17 protein-coding genes are annotated in these 18,395 nt (G+C 76.4%); 12 read left to right on the forward strand and 5 right to left on the reverse strand.

Annotated features, from left to right (window positions below; all coding sequences use genetic code 11):
* Positions 1-2,673, forward strand: a complete 2,673-nt coding sequence (locus EAH89_RS33090; protein WP_140884560.1) for a hybrid sensor histidine kinase/response regulator — start codon at positions 1-3, stop codon at positions 2,671-2,673.
* A 7-nt stretch (positions 2,674-2,680) separates the two neighbouring features.
* Here EAH89_RS33090 and EAH89_RS15295 read toward each other — a convergent pair whose 3' ends face one another.
* A complete protein-coding gene (locus EAH89_RS15295; protein ID WP_140884561.1) occupies positions 2,681-3,694 on the reverse strand; it encodes a dipeptidase in 1,014 nt (337 codons plus the stop codon).
* A gap of 12 nt (positions 3,695-3,706) precedes the next feature.
* Positions 3,707-4,807: a serine hydrolase domain-containing protein gene (locus EAH89_RS15300; protein WP_140884562.1), complete on the reverse strand. Its 1,101-nt coding sequence runs from the start codon at positions 4,805-4,807 to the stop codon at positions 3,707-3,709.
* A 99-nt stretch (positions 4,808-4,906) separates the two neighbouring features.
* Here EAH89_RS15300 and msrA point away from each other — a divergent pair, with 99 nt between their 5' ends.
* From msrA to EAH89_RS15340, 8 genes are all read left to right on the forward strand, one after another.
* Positions 4,907-5,479 carry a peptide-methionine (S)-S-oxide reductase MsrA gene (msrA, locus tag EAH89_RS15305; protein ID WP_140884563.1) on the forward strand — a complete coding sequence of 191 codons (573 nt, stop codon included), beginning with the start codon at positions 4,907-4,909 and terminating at the stop codon, positions 5,477-5,479.
* Complete coding sequence (msrB, locus tag EAH89_RS15310; RefSeq protein ID WP_140884564.1) at positions 5,476-5,901, forward strand: peptide-methionine (R)-S-oxide reductase MsrB; 426 nt, start codon at positions 5,476-5,478, stop codon at positions 5,899-5,901. Before msrA ends, msrB begins: the two co-directional genes overlap by 4 nt.
* Positions 5,902-6,048: 147 nt before the next feature.
* Positions 6,049-7,026 (forward strand): YncE family protein, encoded by a 978-nt coding sequence (locus tag EAH89_RS15315; protein WP_140884565.1) that lies wholly within the window; start codon positions 6,049-6,051, stop codon positions 7,024-7,026.
* Position 7,027: 1 nt separating this feature from the next.
* A complete protein-coding gene (locus EAH89_RS15320) occupies positions 7,028-7,768 on the forward strand; it encodes a polysaccharide deacetylase family protein (RefSeq protein WP_241667038.1) in 741 nt (246 codons plus the stop codon).
* Positions 7,768-8,724 (forward strand): sterol desaturase family protein, encoded by a 957-nt coding sequence (locus EAH89_RS15325; RefSeq protein WP_140884567.1) that lies wholly within the window; start codon positions 7,768-7,770, stop codon positions 8,722-8,724. The genes EAH89_RS15320 and EAH89_RS15325 overlap by 1 nt, the downstream gene beginning before the upstream one ends.
* A 143-nt stretch (positions 8,725-8,867) precedes the next feature.
* Positions 8,868-9,740 carry a hypothetical protein gene (locus tag EAH89_RS15330; RefSeq protein WP_140884568.1) on the forward strand — a complete coding sequence of 291 codons (873 nt, stop codon included), beginning with the start codon at positions 8,868-8,870 and terminating at the stop codon, positions 9,738-9,740.
* Positions 9,740-10,129, forward strand: coding sequence for a phage holin family protein (locus EAH89_RS15335; RefSeq protein ID WP_140884569.1), 390 nt, complete (start codon positions 9,740-9,742; stop codon positions 10,127-10,129). The genes EAH89_RS15330 and EAH89_RS15335 overlap by 1 nt, the downstream gene beginning before the upstream one ends.
* Positions 10,126-11,400 carry a DUF3618 domain-containing protein gene (locus EAH89_RS15340; protein ID WP_140884570.1) on the forward strand — a complete coding sequence of 425 codons (1,275 nt, stop codon included), beginning with the start codon at positions 10,126-10,128 and terminating at the stop codon, positions 11,398-11,400. The genes EAH89_RS15335 and EAH89_RS15340 overlap by 4 nt, the downstream gene beginning before the upstream one ends.
* A 57-nt stretch (positions 11,401-11,457) precedes the next feature.
* Here the strand turns inward: EAH89_RS15340 and EAH89_RS15345 are convergent, their stop codons facing one another.
* Positions 11,458-11,964 (reverse strand): CinA family protein, encoded by a 507-nt coding sequence (locus EAH89_RS15345; protein ID WP_140884616.1) that lies wholly within the window; start codon positions 11,962-11,964, stop codon positions 11,458-11,460.
* Positions 11,965-12,049: 85 nt separating this feature from the next.
* Positions 12,050-13,597, reverse strand: a complete 1,548-nt coding sequence (locus EAH89_RS31970) for a coiled-coil domain-containing protein (protein ID WP_140884571.1) — start codon at positions 13,595-13,597, stop codon at positions 12,050-12,052.
* Positions 13,598-13,887: 290 nt separating this feature from the next.
* Between EAH89_RS31970 and EAH89_RS15355 the strand changes: the two genes are divergently transcribed.
* From EAH89_RS15355 to EAH89_RS15365, 3 genes are all read left to right on the forward strand, one after another.
* A complete protein-coding gene (locus EAH89_RS15355) occupies positions 13,888-14,781 on the forward strand; it encodes a polysaccharide deacetylase family protein (RefSeq protein ID WP_140884572.1) in 894 nt (297 codons plus the stop codon).
* Positions 14,768-15,751 (forward strand): tripartite tricarboxylate transporter substrate-binding protein, encoded by a 984-nt coding sequence (locus tag EAH89_RS15360; protein ID WP_140884573.1) that lies wholly within the window; start codon positions 14,768-14,770, stop codon positions 15,749-15,751. The genes EAH89_RS15355 and EAH89_RS15360 overlap by 14 nt, the downstream gene beginning before the upstream one ends.
* A 68-nt stretch (positions 15,752-15,819) precedes the next feature.
* The gene (locus EAH89_RS15365) at positions 15,820-17,883 is read left to right on the forward strand and encodes a prolyl oligopeptidase family serine peptidase (RefSeq protein ID WP_140884574.1); all 2,064 of its coding nucleotides are present in this window, start codon (positions 15,820-15,822) and stop codon (positions 17,881-17,883) included.
* Here the strand turns inward: EAH89_RS15365 and greB are convergent.
* Positions 17,880-18,395 carry a transcription elongation factor GreB gene (gene greB, locus EAH89_RS15370; RefSeq protein ID WP_140884575.1) on the reverse strand — a complete coding sequence of 172 codons (516 nt, stop codon included), beginning with the start codon at positions 18,393-18,395 and terminating at the stop codon, positions 17,880-17,882. The genes EAH89_RS15365 and greB overlap by 4 nt on opposite strands.

Below are 18,395 nucleotides of genomic sequence, written 5' to 3' on the forward strand. Positions count from 1 at the left end.
GTGAGCGGGTTCGACGGCCACGCCCCGGCGGTGCCCCGGGCCCTTCCCTGGCCCGCCGCCCGCCCCGGCCCGGCGCCCGCGCGCCGCTTCCGCCTGCCGGCGGCGGGACGGGGCATCCTGCTCGGCGCCGTCGCGCTCCTCGTCCTGGAGGGCCTGACGACCTGGCAGATCGTCCACCGCGGCCGGGCGACGGCGGACGCGAACGCCCGCGCCGAGGTCGCCGCCCTGGCGGACGGCGCGGCCGCGGCCGTCAACCGAAGCTTCCTCGCCGCCGACAGCGCCCTGGCCGGCCTGTCCGGCCTGCTCGCGGCCGCCCTGCCGGGGGTGGAGGCCGAGGGCCCCTCCGCCCGGCGCTCGGTCGCGCTCTCCCGCGTGCTCACGGGGCTCGTCGACAGCAGCGTCGGCCTGCGCGACCTCGTCCTGCTTCCCGCGGACGGCGGCGCGCCCGTCGCGGCGGCGCTGCCCGGCTCCCGCCGCCGCCCGCCGCCGCTGCCCCACGCGGCGCTGCGGCAGGCCGCGAGCCAGCTCGGCACCCCCGGCGGCGGCGCGACCGTCGCCGGCCCCGTGCGCAACCCGGCGACCGGCGAATGGGCCCTGTTCCGCCCGCGCGCGATCCTGCTGCCCGGCCTGCCGCCGCTGCTGGCCGTGGCGGAGGTGCCGATCTTCGTGGTCGCCGCCAGCCTCGGCAACCGCGGCGCGGCGGGGGAGGCGCCCGGCCAGCGCGCGATGCTCATCCGCACGGACGACGGCGTGCTGCTGGCCAGCGCGCCGCACGACGAGGCCCGGATCGGTCAGCCGGTGCCCGAGGCCCAGGCCGGGGAGGAGGGGCCGGGCCGCTACGTCGGCCGCCGCCGCACCCTCTACCCCGCCATGCAGGTGGTCGTCGTCCAGGACGCGGCCGCGGCGCTCGCGGCCTGGGAGGAGAGCGAGGGGCGGATCCTGATGGCCGGGGGCGGCCTCGCGGCGCTGACGATCGGCATCGCCGCCCTCCTGCTGGTCATGCTGGCTCAGCGCGACCGGGCGGAGGCGGAGCGCGCCCGCGGCCGCCAGCTTCTCGAGGGCTCCATCGAGGCCATGTCGGACGGCTTCGTCATGTGGGACGAGGAGGACCGGCTGATCGTCTGCAACCAGCGCTACCGCGACTTCTACCGCGAGAGCACGCCCGCGATCCGGCCCGGCGCGACGCTCGCCGACATCCTGCGGTACGGCGTCCGGCACGGGCAGTACCCTCAGGCCGGCCCGGACCACGAGCGCTTCGTGGCCGAGGCGCTGGCCCACGCCCGGCACGCCTGGAGTTCCCCGCCGCTGGAGCGCCTCCTGCCCGATGGCCGCTGGATCCTCGTGACGGAGCGCCGGGTGCCCGGCGGCGGCTCGGTCGGCATCCGCACGGACATCACGCAGCAGAAGCGCGCCGCGGCCGACCTGGCGGCCGCGCGCGACGCCGCGGCGGCGGCCGGGGCCGCGAAGTCGCTCTTCCTCGCCCGGATGAGCCACGAGCTCCGCACGCCGCTCAACGGGGTGCTCGGCATGGCGCAGGCGCTGGCGGGCGACCCCGGGCTGTCCCCGCTCCAGCGCGAGCGCGCGCTGCTGCTGGAGGCCGCCGGGCGCCACCTGCTGGGCGTCGCGAACGACGTGCTGGACCTCTCCCACGTCGAGGCCGGGCGCATGCCGCTCCGCCGGGCGCCGGCCGCCCTGGCGCCGCTGCTGGAGGGCTGCGCCGCCCTCATCCGCCCGGCCGCGCTCCGCGCCGGCATCGCGCTCCTCACCGAGCACGACCCCGCCCTCCCGCCGGGGGCGATGCTGGACGCCATGCGGGTGCGCCAGCTCGTGCTGAACCTTCTCTCGAACGCCGTGAAGTTCACGCCGGACGGGGGCCGCGTGGTGCTGCGCAGCCGGGTCGCGGGCCGCGGCGCGCGGCTCCGGATTGAGGTGCTGGACACCGGCCCCGGTATCCCCCCCGAGCGCCGCGCGGACGTGTTCCGCGACTTCGTGCGGCTGGAGGGCGCCGGGGACACCCCGCGCGCGGAGGGCTTCGGCCTCGGCCTCGCCATCGCGGCGGGGATCGTCGAGGCCATGGGCGGGCGGATCGGCGTGGAGGACGACGCCGAGGCCATCGCCCGCGGCGAAACCGGCTCGCTCTTCTGGGTGGAGCTGCCCCTCGACGCCGCGGAGGCGCCGGACGCCCTCCCGGCCGCCGGCACGCCGCCCGCCGCGCGCCCGCTCCGGGTGCTCGTGGTCGACGACGTCCCCACCAACCGGCTCGTCGCCCAGGCCCTGCTCGAGCGCGCCGGGCACCGCACGGAGCTCGCCCCCGGCGGCGCGGAGGGGCTGGAGGCGGTGCGGGGCGCCGCCCGGTGCGGCGACCCCTTCGACCTCGTGCTGATGGACCTCTCCATGCCCGGCCTGGACGGGCTGGAGGCCGCGCGGCGCCTGCGCGCCCGGCCGGCCGGGGAGGGGGGCGCCGTGCCCGTGGTCGCCCTGACCGCCGGCGTCGTCGACGCCGACGGCCAGGCCTGCCGGGCGGCCGGGATGAACGGCTACCTGTCGAAGCCGCTCACCCGCGAGGCCCTGCTGGCCGAGATCGAGCGGGTCGTGCCGCTGGGGCGCCGGGAAGCGACGGTTGATGACCACGAGGCCGCGTCATCCGGCCTGCCCGTCCCGGTCTCGGGCTGAAACGCCCTTAGAACCCTTCCGCCGCGACCTCCTCCGCCCGCCGCCAGACGCGGAGGAAGTTGCCGGCCCAGAGCGCGCCGATTGCCGCCCGGTCGTAGCCGCGGCGGTGCAGGGCCTCGGTGAGCCCCCCGGTCTCCCCGGCGTGCATCCAGCCCGTGACGCCCCCGCCGCCGTCGAAGTCGGAGGACAGCCCGACATGGGCGAGGCCGATCCGGCGCACGGCGTGGTCCACGTGGTCGGCGATGTCCTCGACGCTCGCGCTGAACCGCCCGTCCGGCCCGGGCGCGCGCAGGAAGGCGGGCACTGCCGTGATCTGGATCAGCCCGCCGGAGTCCCGCAGCGCGTCGAGCTGCCCGTCGTCGAGGTTGCGCGGGTGGTCGCGCAGCGCGGCGCAGCAGGCGTGGGTCGCGACGATGGGCGCGCGGGAGCACGCCACCGCCTGCATCATGGAATCGCGGGAGGCGTGGGAGACGTCGACCAGCATCCCCAGCCGGTTCATCTCCTCCACCGCCCGCCGCCCGAGCGCCGAGAGCCCGCCGTGCAGCGCGGGCGGCTCCGGCCGATCGCGGCGCGGGCGGGCCGCGTCCGCGAGGTCGTTGTGCCCGTCATGGGTGAGGGTGAGGTAGATCGCCCCCAGCCCGCGCCAGAGCGCCAGGCGCGAGAGGTCGTGCCCCATGGCGTTGCCGTTCTCCACCGCCAGCAGCACGGCCGTGGCGCCGCGCGCGTTGGCCTCCTCCAGCTCGGCCACGCGCGTCACGATGCGGCGGCCCTGCCCGTGGGCGGTGTCGCGGATGTGGCGGAGCATGGCCTCGGCGCGCGCCCCGGCCTCGGCGTGGTCCTCCGGGGTGCGCGGGCCCTGGGGCGTGTAGGCGATGAAGACCACCGCCTTCAGCCCGCCCGCCTTCATCCGGGCGAAGTCGACGTTGCGCTGCGTCTCGCCCCGCGGGTCGACCATCTCCGGCCAGGGGATGTCGACATGGGTGTCGAGGGTGAGGGTCTCGGCGTGGATCTCGGCGTGCATGGTCCTGGCCCCTCAGGCGCCGCGGGCGCCGACGACGTGGGCGATCATCCCCGGCAGCGCCTCCGGGTGCAGCCAGCGGAAGACGGCGACCACGCGGCTGGAGGGCTCGATCCAGACCGTGTTCCCGCCCGCGCCGACGGCGAGCAGGCTCGCCCGGTCCGCCGCCGGGAAGCGGCCGCTGCGATTCAGCCACCACAGCAGCCCGTAGTCCGGGTGCAGCGCCACCGGCTCGCCCGAGGCCGCGACCCAGCCCTCCGGTAGCAGGCGGCGCCCGTTCCAGACGCCGTCGTTGAGCATCAGCAGGCCGAGCCGCGCCTGGTCCTCCGCGTGGGTGACGATGCCGCCACCCCAGTGCCCGCCGCCGGGCACGGAGACCACGGGCTCGCCGCCGAGGTCGACGACGGAGGTCCGGTAGCCCTCCCAGCGCCAGTCCGGCGAGGCGCCGATCGGCTCCATCACCCGCTCGAGCCAGACCTCGGGAAGCGCGCGGCCGAAGCGGCGCAGCAGGGCGAGGGAGAGGACGTTCACGCGGACGTCGTTGTACTCCCAGTGCTGCCCGGGCTCGGCCAGCGGGCGCGGCCAGCCCTTGGGCTTCTTCCCCTCGCTCGCGAGGTCGCGGCCGCGGTCGATGCGGTCCTCCTTGCCGAAGAGCGTGCCCTCCCACTCGCTCGTCTGCTGCAGCAGCATCCGCCAAGTGATGGCGGCGTTGCGCGGGCCGTCGAAGGCGGGGTCGTCCACGCTGTCCGAGACCCGGGCGTCGAGGTCGGGGATCAGCCCGTCGCCATGGGCGATCCCGGCCAGGACCGAAAGGCAGGACTTGGCGACCGAGAAGGTCATGTCCGCCTGCCGCGTGTCGCCCCATCGCGCGGCGACGACGCCGTCCCGCAGGATCAGCCCGTTGGGCGCGCCGCGGGACTGGACGGGGCCGAGCACCTCGTTGTCCGGCGCGGGCTCGAAATGCCCGCCCTCGAGGTGGGCGAGGAGGTCGCGGGGGAAGGGGGTCTCGTGGGCCTCGGCGAAGGCGACGGCCTCGGCGAGCCTCGCGGGGTCGAAGCCGAGGGATTCGGGCGCGGCCGCCGGGAAAGGGGCCGGGTGGGGGGCGGGAAAGGTCATCGCCGCGCAAACTGGACCGGCGCGCGCCGGAGGGCAAAGGGGGGAGGGAGCCCGGGGCGGCGCCTTGGTGTCCCGGCCCGGAATCACCATATCCCCGGCATGACGCAGACCCCCTCCTCCCCCCCTCCCGGCTCCGAGGTCGCCCTCCTCGGCGGCGGCTGCTTCTGGTGCCTCGACGCCGTCTACCGCAACCTGACCGGCGTCTCCGAGGTGCTGTCCGGCTACGCCGGCGGCCACGTCGACAACCCCACCTACGAGCAGGTCTGCGGCAAGCGGACCGGGCACGCCGAGGTGGTGCGCGTGGTCTTCGACCCCGCCGTGGTCTCCTACGCGGACATCCTGCGGATCTTCTTCACGATCCACGACCCCACCACGAAGGACCGCCAAGGCGCCGATGTCGGGCCGCAGTACCGCAGCGCGATCTTCTTCGACGGCCCGCAGCAGGAGGCGACCGCGCGCGAGGTGATCGCCGAGGTCGAGCGCGAGGGCCTCTACGACGGCAAGGTCGTGACGGAGCTCGCCCCCGCGCCGGTCTTCTGGACCGCCGAGGCCGAGCACCAGGACTACTTCAACCGGAACCCCTGGTCTGGCTACTGCCGCGCCGTGGTGGCGCCGAAGGTGGCCAAGTTCCGCAAGGGCTTCGCCCATCGCCTGAAGGAGCGCGCGGCATGAGCGACGACGAGTACCAGGTCCAGCGCAGCGAGGCGGAGTGGCGGGCGAGCCTCGCGCCCGATGCCTTCAAGGTCCTCCGCCAGCACGGCACCGAGCGCGCCGGCACCAGCCCCCTGAACGCCGAGAAGCGCGACGGGGTCTTCCATTGCGCGGGCTGCCAGTCGCCGCTCTTCACCAGCGACACGAAGTTCGAGAGCGGCACCGGCTGGCCCTCCTTCTGGAAGCCGATCGAGGGGGCGATCCGCACCAAGACCGACCGCGCCTTCTTCATGACGCGGACCGAGGTGCACTGCGCGACCTGCGGCGGCCATCTCGGCCACGTCTTCCCGGACGGGCCGCGCCCCACGGGGCAGCGCTACTGCATGAACGGCGTCTCCCTCAGCTTCCACCCGACGGACGAGGGCGGCGCGGGCGTCGAGTAGCCGGGGCGCCGATTTCCGCCCCAATTCGCGCGCCCCATGCGTGCCCGCGGCGCCGCCCCGTGCTAGACGGGGAGGCGCCGCGCGGGGTCCGGCGCTGAGCCGGCCCGCCCGCACGCCTTCCCGCACCCGGCCCGGAGCCCATCCTTCATGCGCCGCTTCCTCCTCGCGCTGCCCCTTCTCTGCGGCTGGAGCTTTCCGGAAGCGCGGGCCGAGGTCCTCTTCGTCGTGAACTCCATGGACCCCGGCATCCAGGTCCTGGACGTCGCGACGCGGACGGAGCTGCGCCAGATTCCGGTGCTGCGCGAGCCCCACCACCTCGTCCTCTCCCCGGCGCGGGACGTGCTGCTGGTCGGGGATTCCGGGGGGAACGAGATCCTCTTCATCGACCCCGCGACCGGCGAGCTGCGCAAGCGGGAGCGGATCGCCAACCCCTACAACCTCGAGTTCAGCCCGGACGGCAAGACGCTGGTCGTGACCGGCCTGCGCCGCGACCAGGTGGACATCTACGCCTGGGAGGCGGGCACGGCGTCGCTCAGCCTCCTCGGCCGCGTGAAGCCGGGCGACATGCCCAGCCACATCGCCTACCGGCCGGACAGCAAGCTCGCCTACGTCACGGTCCAGGGCAGCCGCTCCATCGCCGCCATCGACCTCGAGACGCGCCAGGTCGCCTGGACGCTCCAGGTCGGGCGGGAGCCGGCCGGCATCATCTGGCACAACGGCAAGCTCCTCATCGGCGTCATGGGGTCCGACCACGTCGCGGTCGTCGATCCCGAGGCCCGGCGCGTGGAGCGCACCATCAAGGTCGGGCGGGGCGCGCACGCGCTGTTCCCGTCCCCCGGCGGCGGGCCGATCTACGTGACCAGCCGCGTGGACAGCCGCATCACCGCGCTCGACCCCGCGACGCTCGACATCATGCGCGTCTACGAGGTGCCGGGCGGGCCGGACTGCATCTCCTTCGACGAGCGCGGCCGCCTCTGGACCACGCTCCGCTGGGCGCGCCAAGTCGGGCTGCTGGACCCGGAGACGGGGGAGGTCTCGACCGCCCCGGTCGGCCGCTCCCCGCACGGCATCCTCTTCCAGGCGCGCAACCTGGCGCCCCGCGCCGATGCGACGGCCGCGCGCTAGCTTGCGGCGGCTCCTCCTCGCGGGAATGGCCGCGCTGATCGCCCTGCCGGCGGCGGCGGGGACCTGCCGCGGCACCCTCTACCTCACCATCGACACCGGCTGGTCGCGCGAGGCGGAGGAGATCGCCGCCATCCTCCGCCGCCGCCACGTCCGCGCCACCCTCTTCGTGGCCGACGAGCCGACGGCCCGCGGCGACCGCACCCTCTCCCCGGCCTGGGCGCCCTTCTGGCGGGCGCGGGCGGCGGAGGGCCATGTCTTCGCGAGCCACACCTGGCGCCACTGGTACTTCGCGGGCGACCCCGCCCCAGGCCGCACCCGCTACGCCTCCCGCGGGGGGGAGGGGGCGGAGGTGCTGGACAACGCCGCCCTCTGCGCCGAGCTGGAGCGGCCGGTCCAGGCGCTGCGCGCCATGGTGCCGGAGGCGACCGTGCTGCCGCTCTGGCGCGCCCCGGGCGGGCGCACCACGCCGGGCGCCATCGCCATGGCCCGGCAATGCGGGCTGACCCACCAGGGCTGGACCGCCAACGGCTTCCTCGGCGACGAGCTGGACGCCTCCACCCACCCAAACCGGGCGCTGCTCGACCGCAACCTCGCCAGGATCCGCGACGGGGAGGTCCTGATCATGCACTGGGGCGTCCGCAGCCGCCGCGAGCCCTTCGCCGGCATCCTCGAGCCCCTGATCGCGGGCCTGCAGGAGCGCGGCTTCTGCTTCGCCACCCTTCCGGCCGAGGGCCGCCGCTGATGCTCGACGCCGCGACCCGGCTCTACGACTCCTTCACGAGCTGGCTCTTCCAGTCGGCCGTCCAGCCCGCGCTCTACGCGCTCGGCATGATGGAATGGGCGGAGGACGCCTTCTCCTGGATGGACTTCTTCGTCTTCGGCTTCGTGCAGGTGCTGGTCGTCTACGCCGTCTGCCGCCCGCTCGAGGCCTGGCGGCCGGTGGAGCGCTGGGAGGACCGGCGCGTGGTGGGGACCGACATCGCCTACACGCTCCTCTCCCGCCTCGGCGTGCTGCCGCTGATGGCCTTCGTCATCCTCGCGGGCGTGCAGGCGCAGGTCGCGGGCCTTGTCGCCGATCTCGGCTGGGTCGCGCCCAATCTCGAGACGCTGGTGCCGGCGCTGGAGAGCCGGCCGCTCGCCGCCTTCCTCGTCTACATCCTCGTCCTCGACTTCGGCGAGTACTGGCGCCACCGGCTGCAGCACCGGCTCCCCTGGTGGTGGGCGCTCCACTCCATCCACCATGCCCAGGAGAAGATGACCTTCTGGACGGACGATCGGAACCACGTCATCGACGACATGATCGCGGCGCTGTGGTTCGGCGGCCTCGCGCTGCTCATCGGCGTGCCGCCCGGGCAGTTCCCGCTCATCGTCCTCGTCCTGCGCGTGGCCGAGAGCCTGTCCCACGCGAACGTCCGCCTCTCCTTCGGGCGCGTGGGCGAGCGGCTCCTCGTCTCGCCCCGCTTCCACCGCCTGCACCACGGCGTCCTCTCGGCCGGGGAGGAGGGGCGCAACTTCGCGGTCCTCTTCCCCCTCTGGGACATGGTCTTCCGCACCGGCGACTTCCGCCGCGACGTCTTCCCCCGGACCGGCGACCCCGAGGCGCCGGCGGAGCTCGTCCGGGGCGGCTGGTGGCGCCAGCAGGTGGCGGGCACGCGGCGCTTCTGGCGCGCCCTGCGCGGGGCCCCCGCGGGCAACTGACGCCGCCGCCGGCCGCCGTTGCGGCCGATGGAACCATTTCCCGGCTTCGCGGTTCTGAGGACGTGGCCGGCGGGGCGTCGTCCCCCCGGCAAGCGTCCGTCGCGCCTCGCGCGGGACCGGCCGATCACGGGGAGACTGGGCGAATGAGCGATCTGTCGAGAGACGGTCTGGCCACGGACCACGCCGGGCAGCGACCCCTGCAAGAGGCGCGTGACGACCTCCGCGCCGCGGCCTCGGAGGCCGGCGCCAAGGCCGCCGAGGCGAAGGACGAGCTGGGCCGCCAGGCGGGCTCCGTCCTCGACGAGGCCAAGGCCCAGGGGGCGGACATCGCCGACGCCGCCCGCGGGCGCGCCGAGGACCTCGCCGAGCAGGGCAAGGCGATCGGGGCCGAGCGCGCGCAGGGCCTCGCCCAGGCCGTGCGCCACGTCGCGGACGACCTCGAGGGTTCCTCCCCGGAGATCGCCCGCCACGTCCGCGCCGCCGCGGAGTCGGTCGAGGGCGTCTCGGCCGCGCTGCGCGAGCGGAGCGTGGGCGACCTGATCAACGAGATCGGCGGCTTCGCGCGCCGCCAGCCCGGCGCCTTCTTCGGGGCCGCCCTCGTCGCCGGCTTCGCCATCTCGCGCTTCGCCAAGAGCTCGGCGGAGGCGTCACCCGCCGGTGCCGGCCAGGACACGGCGGCGCGCGGGACGCTCCCCGGCACGGGCCGCATGACCCTTCCGGACGTGAACCCCCACCATCCCGCGGTCGCGGACAACGGCCCTAGCCACACCACGGCCAGTGGCGCGCCGGGCTGGGTGCCCGAGGTCGGCGCCGCCATCACGGCGTCCCACCGCAGCCACCCCGCCACCATAGCGGCGGCCAGCCTCGGCGGCGCCGTCGCGCACCGGGCGGGCGACGCGCAGCCGGGCTCCATGCCGGTCGATCCCTCCGCCGGCCCGGAGGTCGCGACCATCCCGCCGGTGCCCGACAACGCCTCCACGGTCTCCGCGGGCACCGAGACGGGGAGGACCGCGTGATGTCCGACGTCAACCGCTCGGTCCCCGACCTGCTCGGGGACCTCGTCCAGCAGACCACCACCCTCGTCCGCAAGGAGGTCCAGCTCGCCCGCGCGGAGATGAGCGAGAAGGTGACCAAGGCCGGGGCCGCGGCCGGCGGCATTGCGGTCGGCGGCGTGCTGCTCCTCGCCTCCCTCGTCATCCTGCTCGAGGCGGTGGTCGCCTTCCTTGTCACCCTTGGGCTCTCGGCCCCGGTGGCGGGCCTCATCGTCGCCGTGGTGGTGGCGCTGATCGGCTACATCATGCTGCAGAGCGGGCTGAAGGCCCTGAAGGCCGGGAACCTGACTCCCGAGCGGACGGTCCACCAGCTCTCGCGCGACGCGGCGGCGGCGAAGGAGACGGTGCGGTGAGCGGCACGGACAAGAGCATGGACAAGAGCATGGATCCCGGCAGCAAGTCGGCCAGCGAGATCGAGAGCGAGGTCGAGCAGACCCGCGCCCGGGTGACCGAGACCATAGAGGCGCTGCGCGACCGGATGTCGCCGGGCCAGATGGTGGACCAGCTCGTGGACTACGCCCGCGGCTCGGGCGGCGCGGACTTCATGCGGAACTTCGGCACCTCCGTGCGGGACAACCCCCTGCCGGTGGCGCTGGTCGGTCTCGGCGTGGGCTGGCTGCTCCTCGGCGGCGACCGGAAGTCCTCCCCCGGCCGGGGAGAGATGCTCGCCCTGCCGCCGCCCGTGGCCGGCGACCCGCGCGCGGCCCGCTTCACGGACTATCCCGCCGCCGAAGACGCGGCCGCCGCGGACTACGGGGCCGGAGCCGGGGCCCCGCGGGCCAGCAGCCGGGCGCGGGTCTCGGGCCTGGCGGAAGGCGCGCGCGAGGGCATGGCCTCCCTCGGCGACACGGCCGGCGACCTGGCCGACCGGGCGCGCGACGCCGCCTCCCGCGCGGCGGAGGCGGTCTCCAGCGCCGCCTCGGGCGCGGCCGACGCCGCCTCGCGCCTCGCGGGCGGGGTCTCGGACGCCGCCTCGAGCGCCGCGGGCACGGCGGACCATCTTCTCCACCGCGCCCGCGACACGGCGGGCCGCGCGGCGGAGACGGGCTCCGCCGGAACGGAGGCCCTGGCCTCCTCGGCCCGCCGCGGCTGGAGCCGCATGGCCGAGGAGCAGCCCCTGCTGCTCGGCGCCCTCGGCCTCGCGATCGGCGCCGCCCTGGGCGCGGTCCTGCCGCGCACGCGGACCGAGGACGAGCTGATGGGCCGGACGAGCGACGAGTTGACCGACCGCGCCGGCACCCTGGCCCAGCAGGGCCTGGAGCGGGCGGCGGAGGTGGCCGGCCAGGGGATCGGCCGGGCGCAGGCGGTCGCGGCCGATACCTACGCCATCTCGAAGGAGAAGCTGAGCAAGGACGGGCTGACGGCGGATTCCGTGGGCGACGTGATCGGCACCGCCGCCGGCCGCGCGGCGGAGGCGGCCCGGGACACGGTGCGCGGCGTCACGGAGGAGGCCCGGCGCGGGCTCGGCGCCGCGGAGCCGGGCCGCGAGGCGCCCGGCGGTCCCGCAGGCCAGCAAGCCACGGGGCAGCCGGCAACCGGGACGACGCCGGCCGCTCCCACCGCCTTCCCCTCGGCCCCGCCGAGCTCGGGAAGCGGGTCAAGCACCCCCAGCGGCCCCCTCTGAGCCGCCGCTAGGTCGACGGGCGGCCCCGCGGCCGCCCGTTCCCGCGTCCGGCTCCGCTCAGCAGCCCGGCGCGCCGATCGCCTCGCCGAGAAGGTCGAGCGCCGCCGCGGCGAAGGCCTGCATGTTCGCCAGCCTGTTGCCCCCGCCCGTGCCGATCGTCCGCACGAGGTCCACCGGGCCGGCAATGGCGAGGCAGCAATGCCCGGGCGGGTCGCCGTAGCGGTTGCCCTCCGGCCCCGCGGCGCCTGTCTCGCCCAGTCCCCAGTCCGCGCCGAGGCGCCCGCGCGCCCGCTCCGCGAGAAGCCGCGCGTAGGCTTCCGAGGAGGGGCGCATCCCCTCAAGGTCGGTGGCCGAGAGCCCGAGCAGGGCACTGCGCGCCGCGGCCGTGTAGATCACGCCCCCGCCGAGGAAGTAGGCGCTGGCGCCGGCCTGCGCGAGGAGCGCCGCGGCGATCAGCCCGCCGGTTGAGGACTCCGCGACCGCCACGGTCTCGCCCCTCTCCCGCAGCCGCGCGCCGAGGCGCCCGGCCCGCGCGACGAGATCGGGGAAACGGTCCTGCTGCATGGTGCTCACCTCTCCGAATCCTGGTTTCTGCCCCTGCGCACGGGCCGCGGGCCGGGGCGGGTCCTCCGCCCCGGCCCGCCCGGCGTCAGCGGGGCGCCGCGGGGGCGGGCGCGTCCTCGGGGGCGGGCGCCGCCTCCGGAGCGGGCGCGGCCGGCTCGGGCGCCGGCGGGGCGGCCCGGAGCCGGGCCACCCCGGCCTCCAGCGCCGACAGCTCCTGCCGCCGCTGGCCCACCTGCTCCGTCAGCCCCGCCGCCTCCGCGCGAAGCCGCTCGAGACCGCTGGTGGCGGTCGAGACATCCGCCTCGAGCGAGGTCGAGCGGCCCTCCAGGGCCCGGAGCCGGGCCGTCGCCTCCTCGATGCCGCGCCCCAGCTCGGCGTTGCGGGCGGTGGTGTCCTCCACCTCCTTCCGGCGGGCGGCGAGGTCGCCCTCCGCGGCCGTCGCGGCCTCGCGCAGCCCCGCCAGGCGGCGGTCCGCCTCGGCGAGCGCCTGCTGGCGGCCGGCCAGGGCGGCCTCCGCCTCGCTGACTTGGCTGCGCAGGGCGGCCGCGCGCTCCCCGAGGGTGGTCGCCTCCTGACGCGCCGCCTCGGCGGCCGAGCGAGCCTCCTCAAGGCCGCGGTTCAGCTCGGCCAAGCGCGCCTCGGCCGGGCCGATCGCCTCGGCGGCGGTGCGCAGCTCGCCCAGCCGGCCCTCGGCCGCGGTGGCGGCGGCGGTGGCCTCGGCGACGCGCGCCTGGGCCTCGCGCAGCGCCCCGGCCGCGGCCTCGGTCGTGCGGTTCAGCTCGCCCAGCCGCGCCTCCGCCCCGGCGAGGTCGTTCTGGCGGGCGGCGAGGGCGGCCTCGGCGGCCGCGATGCCCTCGGCGAGCTGGCGGGCGCGGCCCTCGGCCCCCGCGATCGCCGCCTGGTTCGTCGTCAGCCCCTCCTGCGCGCGCCCCGCCTCGGCGACGAGGGCGGCGACGCGCCCCTGGGCGGCCTCGGCCGTCGCGGTCAGCTCGGCCGCGCGGGCCTCGGCGGCGCGGAGCCCGTTGGCGGCGGCCTCCTGCTGGGCCGCGAGGGAGGATACCTCCGCGCGCCGCTGGGCCAGCGCGGCCTCCGCCTCCGCGACCGCCGCCCGCGCCTGATCGAGCCCGGCGGCCGCGGCCTGCGCGCCCTGCCGGAGCTCGTTCACCTGGCCCTCGGTCGCGCGGGCGGCGGCGGCCAGCTCGGCCAGCCGCGCCTCGGCGGCGGTGACCTGGGGGGTGACCTCGGCGAGCCGCGCCTGGGCGCCCTCGGCGGCGGCGGCGAGGTCGCGGTTGCGGGCCTCCGCCTGGGCGAGGGCGGCCCGGGCGGCCTCGGCACGCCCGGTCACGGCCGCGAGGTCGCCGTTCGCCTGGCGCTCGCGCGACAGGGTGCCGTCCAGCTCCGCCAGCCGCGTCGCCTGCCCCCGCCGCGCGGCCTCGGCCACCTCCAGCCGGTTCCCGCGGGAGACCGCCATGGACCAGCCGAGGATGAGCAGGACGAGGAAGCCGCCGGCCGCGGCCAGGATCGGCCAGGAGAGGCCGAAGAGGCCCGGGGGCGCGGCGGGGGAGGGGGAGGGCCCGCCCGCGGCGGCGGGGCGGCCGCCGGGGGGGGCGCCGCTGCGCGTCTGGTTTGCCATGCTGTGCTGCCTCTGAGGGGGGTCGGAGCATCCCCGGGCCCGGGGGGCGGGGTCGCGAGGCACTTAACGGGCCGGGGCGCCGCGCGGGAGGCGAGGGCGGGGCACCCCGCCTGAATGTGACGGCGCCCCCGGTCACGGCCGAGCGACCGGCCCGCCGCGCCTTGCCGCGCCCCGCCCCCGCGCCTAGCCTCGCTAAGCGATTGAACGAGAACGAGCGCGCGCGCGACGCCGCCGACGCGCGCCGTCGCGCGGCGCGTCGCCGGCCCGGACGCCGCCCTGGAGACGCCACCGTGAACCAACCCGCCCCTGCCGCGCTCCGCGCCGGCGCCGCCTTCCGCTGGCCCGGCGGTGCGCGCGTCGGCATCGTCTTCAACATCGCCTACGAGGGCTGGTCGGAGGGGCAGGTGCCGGGCATCGGCCCCATGGGCAACCCGCTGAGGCCCGGCTTCTTCGACGCCAACGCCGCGAGCTGGGGCCTCTACGGCGCGACGCGCGGCATCTGGCGGGCGCTGGAGGTGGCCGCGCGGAACGGCCTGCGCACGAGCGTCATGACCAACGGGGTGCTGGCCGAGAAGTGGCCGGACACCGTGCGCGCCATCCACCGGGGCGGCCACGAGGTGGTCGCGCACTCCTACGGGATGGACGTGATCCCCGTCTACCTGGACGAGGCGGGGCAGCGGGAGAACATCCGCCGCACCACCGGCCTCATCGCCGACGTCACCGGCGAGGCGCCGCGCGGCTGGATCAGCCCGCGCGGCACGGGCAGCCCCATCCACGCCCGCCTGCTCGCGGAGGCCGGCTACCTCCACCACGGCGACTGCAACGACGACGACCTGCCCTACCTCGCGCGGGAGGGCGGCGCGGAGATCGTCGCCATCCCCCTCATCATGGACGTGAACGACCTGCCGAGCGCCATTCGCTACGGCAACAACGCCCGCGCCATGCTCGAGCAGTTCGAGGACGCCTTCGCCGCCATGCGCGAGCGCGAGACGCGGTCGGTGATGCTCGACGTCACCATCCACACCCATGTCTACGGCCGCCCCGCCGGCGCCTGGGTCTTCGACGAGATCATGCGCCGGGTGAAGGCCGCGACCGACGTCTGGACCGGGACGCGGCTGGAGGCGGCCGAGCACCTGCTGGCGAACCGCGACGCCCTGACGGAGACGCCCCATGCCGCGGGGTGAGGGCCCCGGCCGGCGGGTCCTCCTGGCCGCGGCGGGCGCCGGGCTGGTCCCGGCCGCGGCCCGCGCCCAGGCCCCCGCCGCTTGGCCCGACCGCCCGGTGCGCCTGGCCGTCGCCTTCGCGCCCGCGGGGCCGGCGGACCTCGTGGCGCGGATCGTGGGCGACCGCCTCTCCCAGATCTGGGGCCAGGCGGCGGTGATCGAGAACCGCGCGGGCGCCGGGGGCAACATCGGCGCCCAGCTCGTCGCGCGGGCGCGGCCGGACGGGGCGACGGCGCTCGTCACCACCAGCGCCTTCGCGGTGAACCCGAGCCTCACGCGCAACGCCGGCTACCGGCCGGAGGAGCTGGCGCCCGCGGCGCTGATGGCCTCCACGCCGAACATCCTCGTCGTCCGCGCGGACTCCCCCGCGGCCGATGTCGCCGCGCTGGTCGCGCTCGCCCGCCGCCAGCCCGTCAACTTCGGCACCGCGGGGGTGGGCACCACGCCCCATCTCTCGGCCGAGCGGCTGTTCCGCCTGCTGGCGCGGGTGGACGCCCAGCACGTGCCCTTCACCGGCGCCGGGCCGGCGCTGACGGCCGTGCTCGGCGGGCAGCTCGAGCTGGCCAGCGTCGCCCTGCCGGCGGCGATGGAGATGGTGCGCCAGGGCGGGGTGCGCGGCCTGGCCGTGACCGGCGCGCGCCGCTCCGCCGCCCTGCCGGAGGTGCCGACGCTGGAGGAGCGGGGCTTTCCCGGCTTCGACGACGTGACCTGGACGGCGATGTTCTTCCCCGCGGCCACGCCGGGCGCGATCCTGGCCAAGGCGAACGCCGACGTCGATCTCGCCCTCGCCGATCCCGAGACGCGCCGGCGCCTGGAGGCCGTGGGCTTCGACCCCATGGGCGGCAGCCTGGAGGCCGCCGCCGCCTATGTCGCGAACGAGACCCGCCGCTGGGCGGAGGTGGTGCGCGCCATCGGGGTCACCCTCGACTGACCTTCCGCCGACCGCGTTGCCGGGCGGGCGCGCCGGGCCGCCCGCCCGCCCCCTCCCAGGAGTGCCGCATGCCCCATCCCGCCGACCCCCGCCCCACCCTCGCCGCGCCGGACGACGACCCCTGGCTCTGGCTGGAGGAGGTGGAGGGGGAGCGCGCCCTTGCCTGGGTGGAGGCGCAGAACGCGGCGACCCTGGCGCGCCTGGCCGATGCCCGCTTCGAGGCCGAGCGGGACGCCGTGCGGCGCGTGCTGGACCGCCCGGACAAGCTGCCCTTCGTCACCCGGCGCGGCGGCTGGCTCTACAACTTCTGGCAGGACGCGGGGCAGCCGCGCGGCGTCTGGCGGCGGACGACGCTCGATTCCTACCGCGGCGCCGCGCCCGACTGGGACGTGCTGCTCGACCTCGACGCCCTGGCCCGGGAGGAGGGGGAGGACTGGGTCTGGGGCGGCGCGACGACGCTGCCGGACGGGCACGACCTCGCCCTGCTGAGCCTCTCCCGCGGCGGCGGCGACGCCACGGTGCTGCGCGAGTTCAGCCCCGCCGAGCGCCGCTTCGTGCCCGGCGGCTTCGTGCTGCCGGAGGCGAAGGGGGGCGCCGACTGGGTGGACCGGGACACGCTGCTGGTCTCCTCCGCGCTGGGGGAGGGGATGGCGACCCGCTCCGGCTACGCGCGCACCGTCCGGCTCTGGTCGCGCGGCACCGACCCGCTGGCCGCGCCGGTCCTCTTCGAGTGCGACCCCGGGCACATGGGCGCCTGGGGCGGGGTGGACCGCGAGACGCCGGGCCGCCTCGTCTTCACCGACCAGATCGGCTTCTACGAGACCACCGTCCATCTCGGCGACCGCGCGGGGCCGCGGCGCGCGATCGACCTGCCGCTCGACGCCGGGTTCCGGTGGCAGCGCGGCTGGCTGGCGGTGCGGCCGCGCGGCGAGTGGTCCGTCGGCGGCGCGACGCGCGCGGCCGACACGCTGCTCGGCATCGGGCTCGACGACTTCCTGGCGGGATCGCGGGACTTCCGCACCCTCTTCCAGCCCGACGAGCGGCGGGCACTGCAGGGTTTCTTCTGGTGCGACGGGCGGCTCGTCGTCTCGGTGCTCGACGAGCTGCGGCCGGTCTTCACCGTCATCACCCCCGGCGACTGGGCATCCGCCGAGTTGCAGGGGCTGCCGGAAACGGGGGTCGCGCATCTCTGGCCGCTCGATACCGAGGCGGAGGAATCTGACGGAAGCCTCCTCGCGCAGTTCGAGGACCCGGTGACGCCGCCGAGCCTTCTTCTGACGGACACGGGCCTCTCCACCCCGGCGCTGCTGCGGCGATCCTCGGCCACCTATGACGCGGCGGGGCTCGTGGTCACGCGGCACGAGGCGGTCTCGGTGGACGGGGAGCGCATCCCCTACGTCCAGACCGGGCCGGCCGGGGAGACCGGCGAGGCGCCGGTGCACATGACAGGCTATGGCGGGTTCCGCCTCTCCCGCCTGCCGACCTACCAGGGGATGCAGGGCAAGCTCTGGCTGGAGCGGGGCGGGACCACGGTGGTGGCGAGCATCCGCGGCGGCGGCGAGTTCGGCACGCGCTGGCACGAGGCGGGGCGGCGCGAGAGGAAGCGCCTGTCGCACGACGACTTCGCGGCGGTCGCGGCGGACCTCGTGCGCCGCGGCGTCACGCGGCCCGGGCGCATCGCGGCGGAGGGCGGGTCGAACGGCGGGCTGCTGATCGCGAACATGCTCACGCGCTACCCGGAGCGCTTCGGCGCGCTGTTCTGCACGATCCCGCTCATCGACATGCGCCGCTACAGCAAGCTGCTGGCGGGGGCGAGCTGGATCGCGGAGTACGGCGACCCCGACAGGCCCGAGGACTGGGAATTCCTCCAGCACCTCTCCGCCTACCACGTCGCGGAGCCGGGGCGCGCCTACCCGCCGATCCTGCTGGCGACGACGCGGCGCGACGACCGCGTGCACCCCGGCCACGCCCGCAAGATGGCGGCGAAGCTCCAGGCCCTGGGCTACCCCGCCCTCTTCCACGAGCCCGCCGCGGGCGGCCATGGCTACGGGAAGGACAACGCGGAGGTCGCGGGCTTCGCGGCGCTGGGCGCGGCCTTCCTCCGCCGCGCGATCGGCTGGGAGGCGGATTAGCCGGGGTAGCGGATCGCGGTGATCTCGACCGAGGAGGGTCCCGCCGGGGTGCGCACCGTCACCTCGTCGCCCACGCGGGCGCGCAGCAGGGCAAGGGCCATGGGGGAGGCGATGCTGATCTTGCCCGCGGCCATGTCCGCCTCGTCCTCGCCGACGATGGTCACGCGGGCGCTCTCGTCGCGCTCGTTGAGGTAGGTGACGGTGGCGCCGAAGAAGACGCGGTCGCGCTGCCGCTGCGCGGCCGGGTCCACCACCTCGGCCGCCTGGAGGCGGTGGCCGAGGTAGCGGAGGCGCCGGTCGATCTCGCGCAACCGGCGCTTGCCCTCCTTGTAGTCGGCATTCTCGCTGCGGTCGCCGTTGCCGGCGGCCCAGGAGACGATCTCGACGACGCGGTGGCGCTCCGCCTTGAAGGACTCGTACTCGGCCTTCAGCGCGGCCTCGCCGGCCGGGGTCATGTAGAACTTGCCGCGGGGCAGGCCCGGCGGCGGGGGCGCGTCGTCCTCGTCGTCCAT

It is taken from the genome of Muricoccus nepalensis (genome assembly GCF_006438825.1).
GTDB lineage: Bacteria > Pseudomonadota > Alphaproteobacteria > Acetobacterales > Acetobacteraceae > Roseomonas > Roseomonas nepalensis.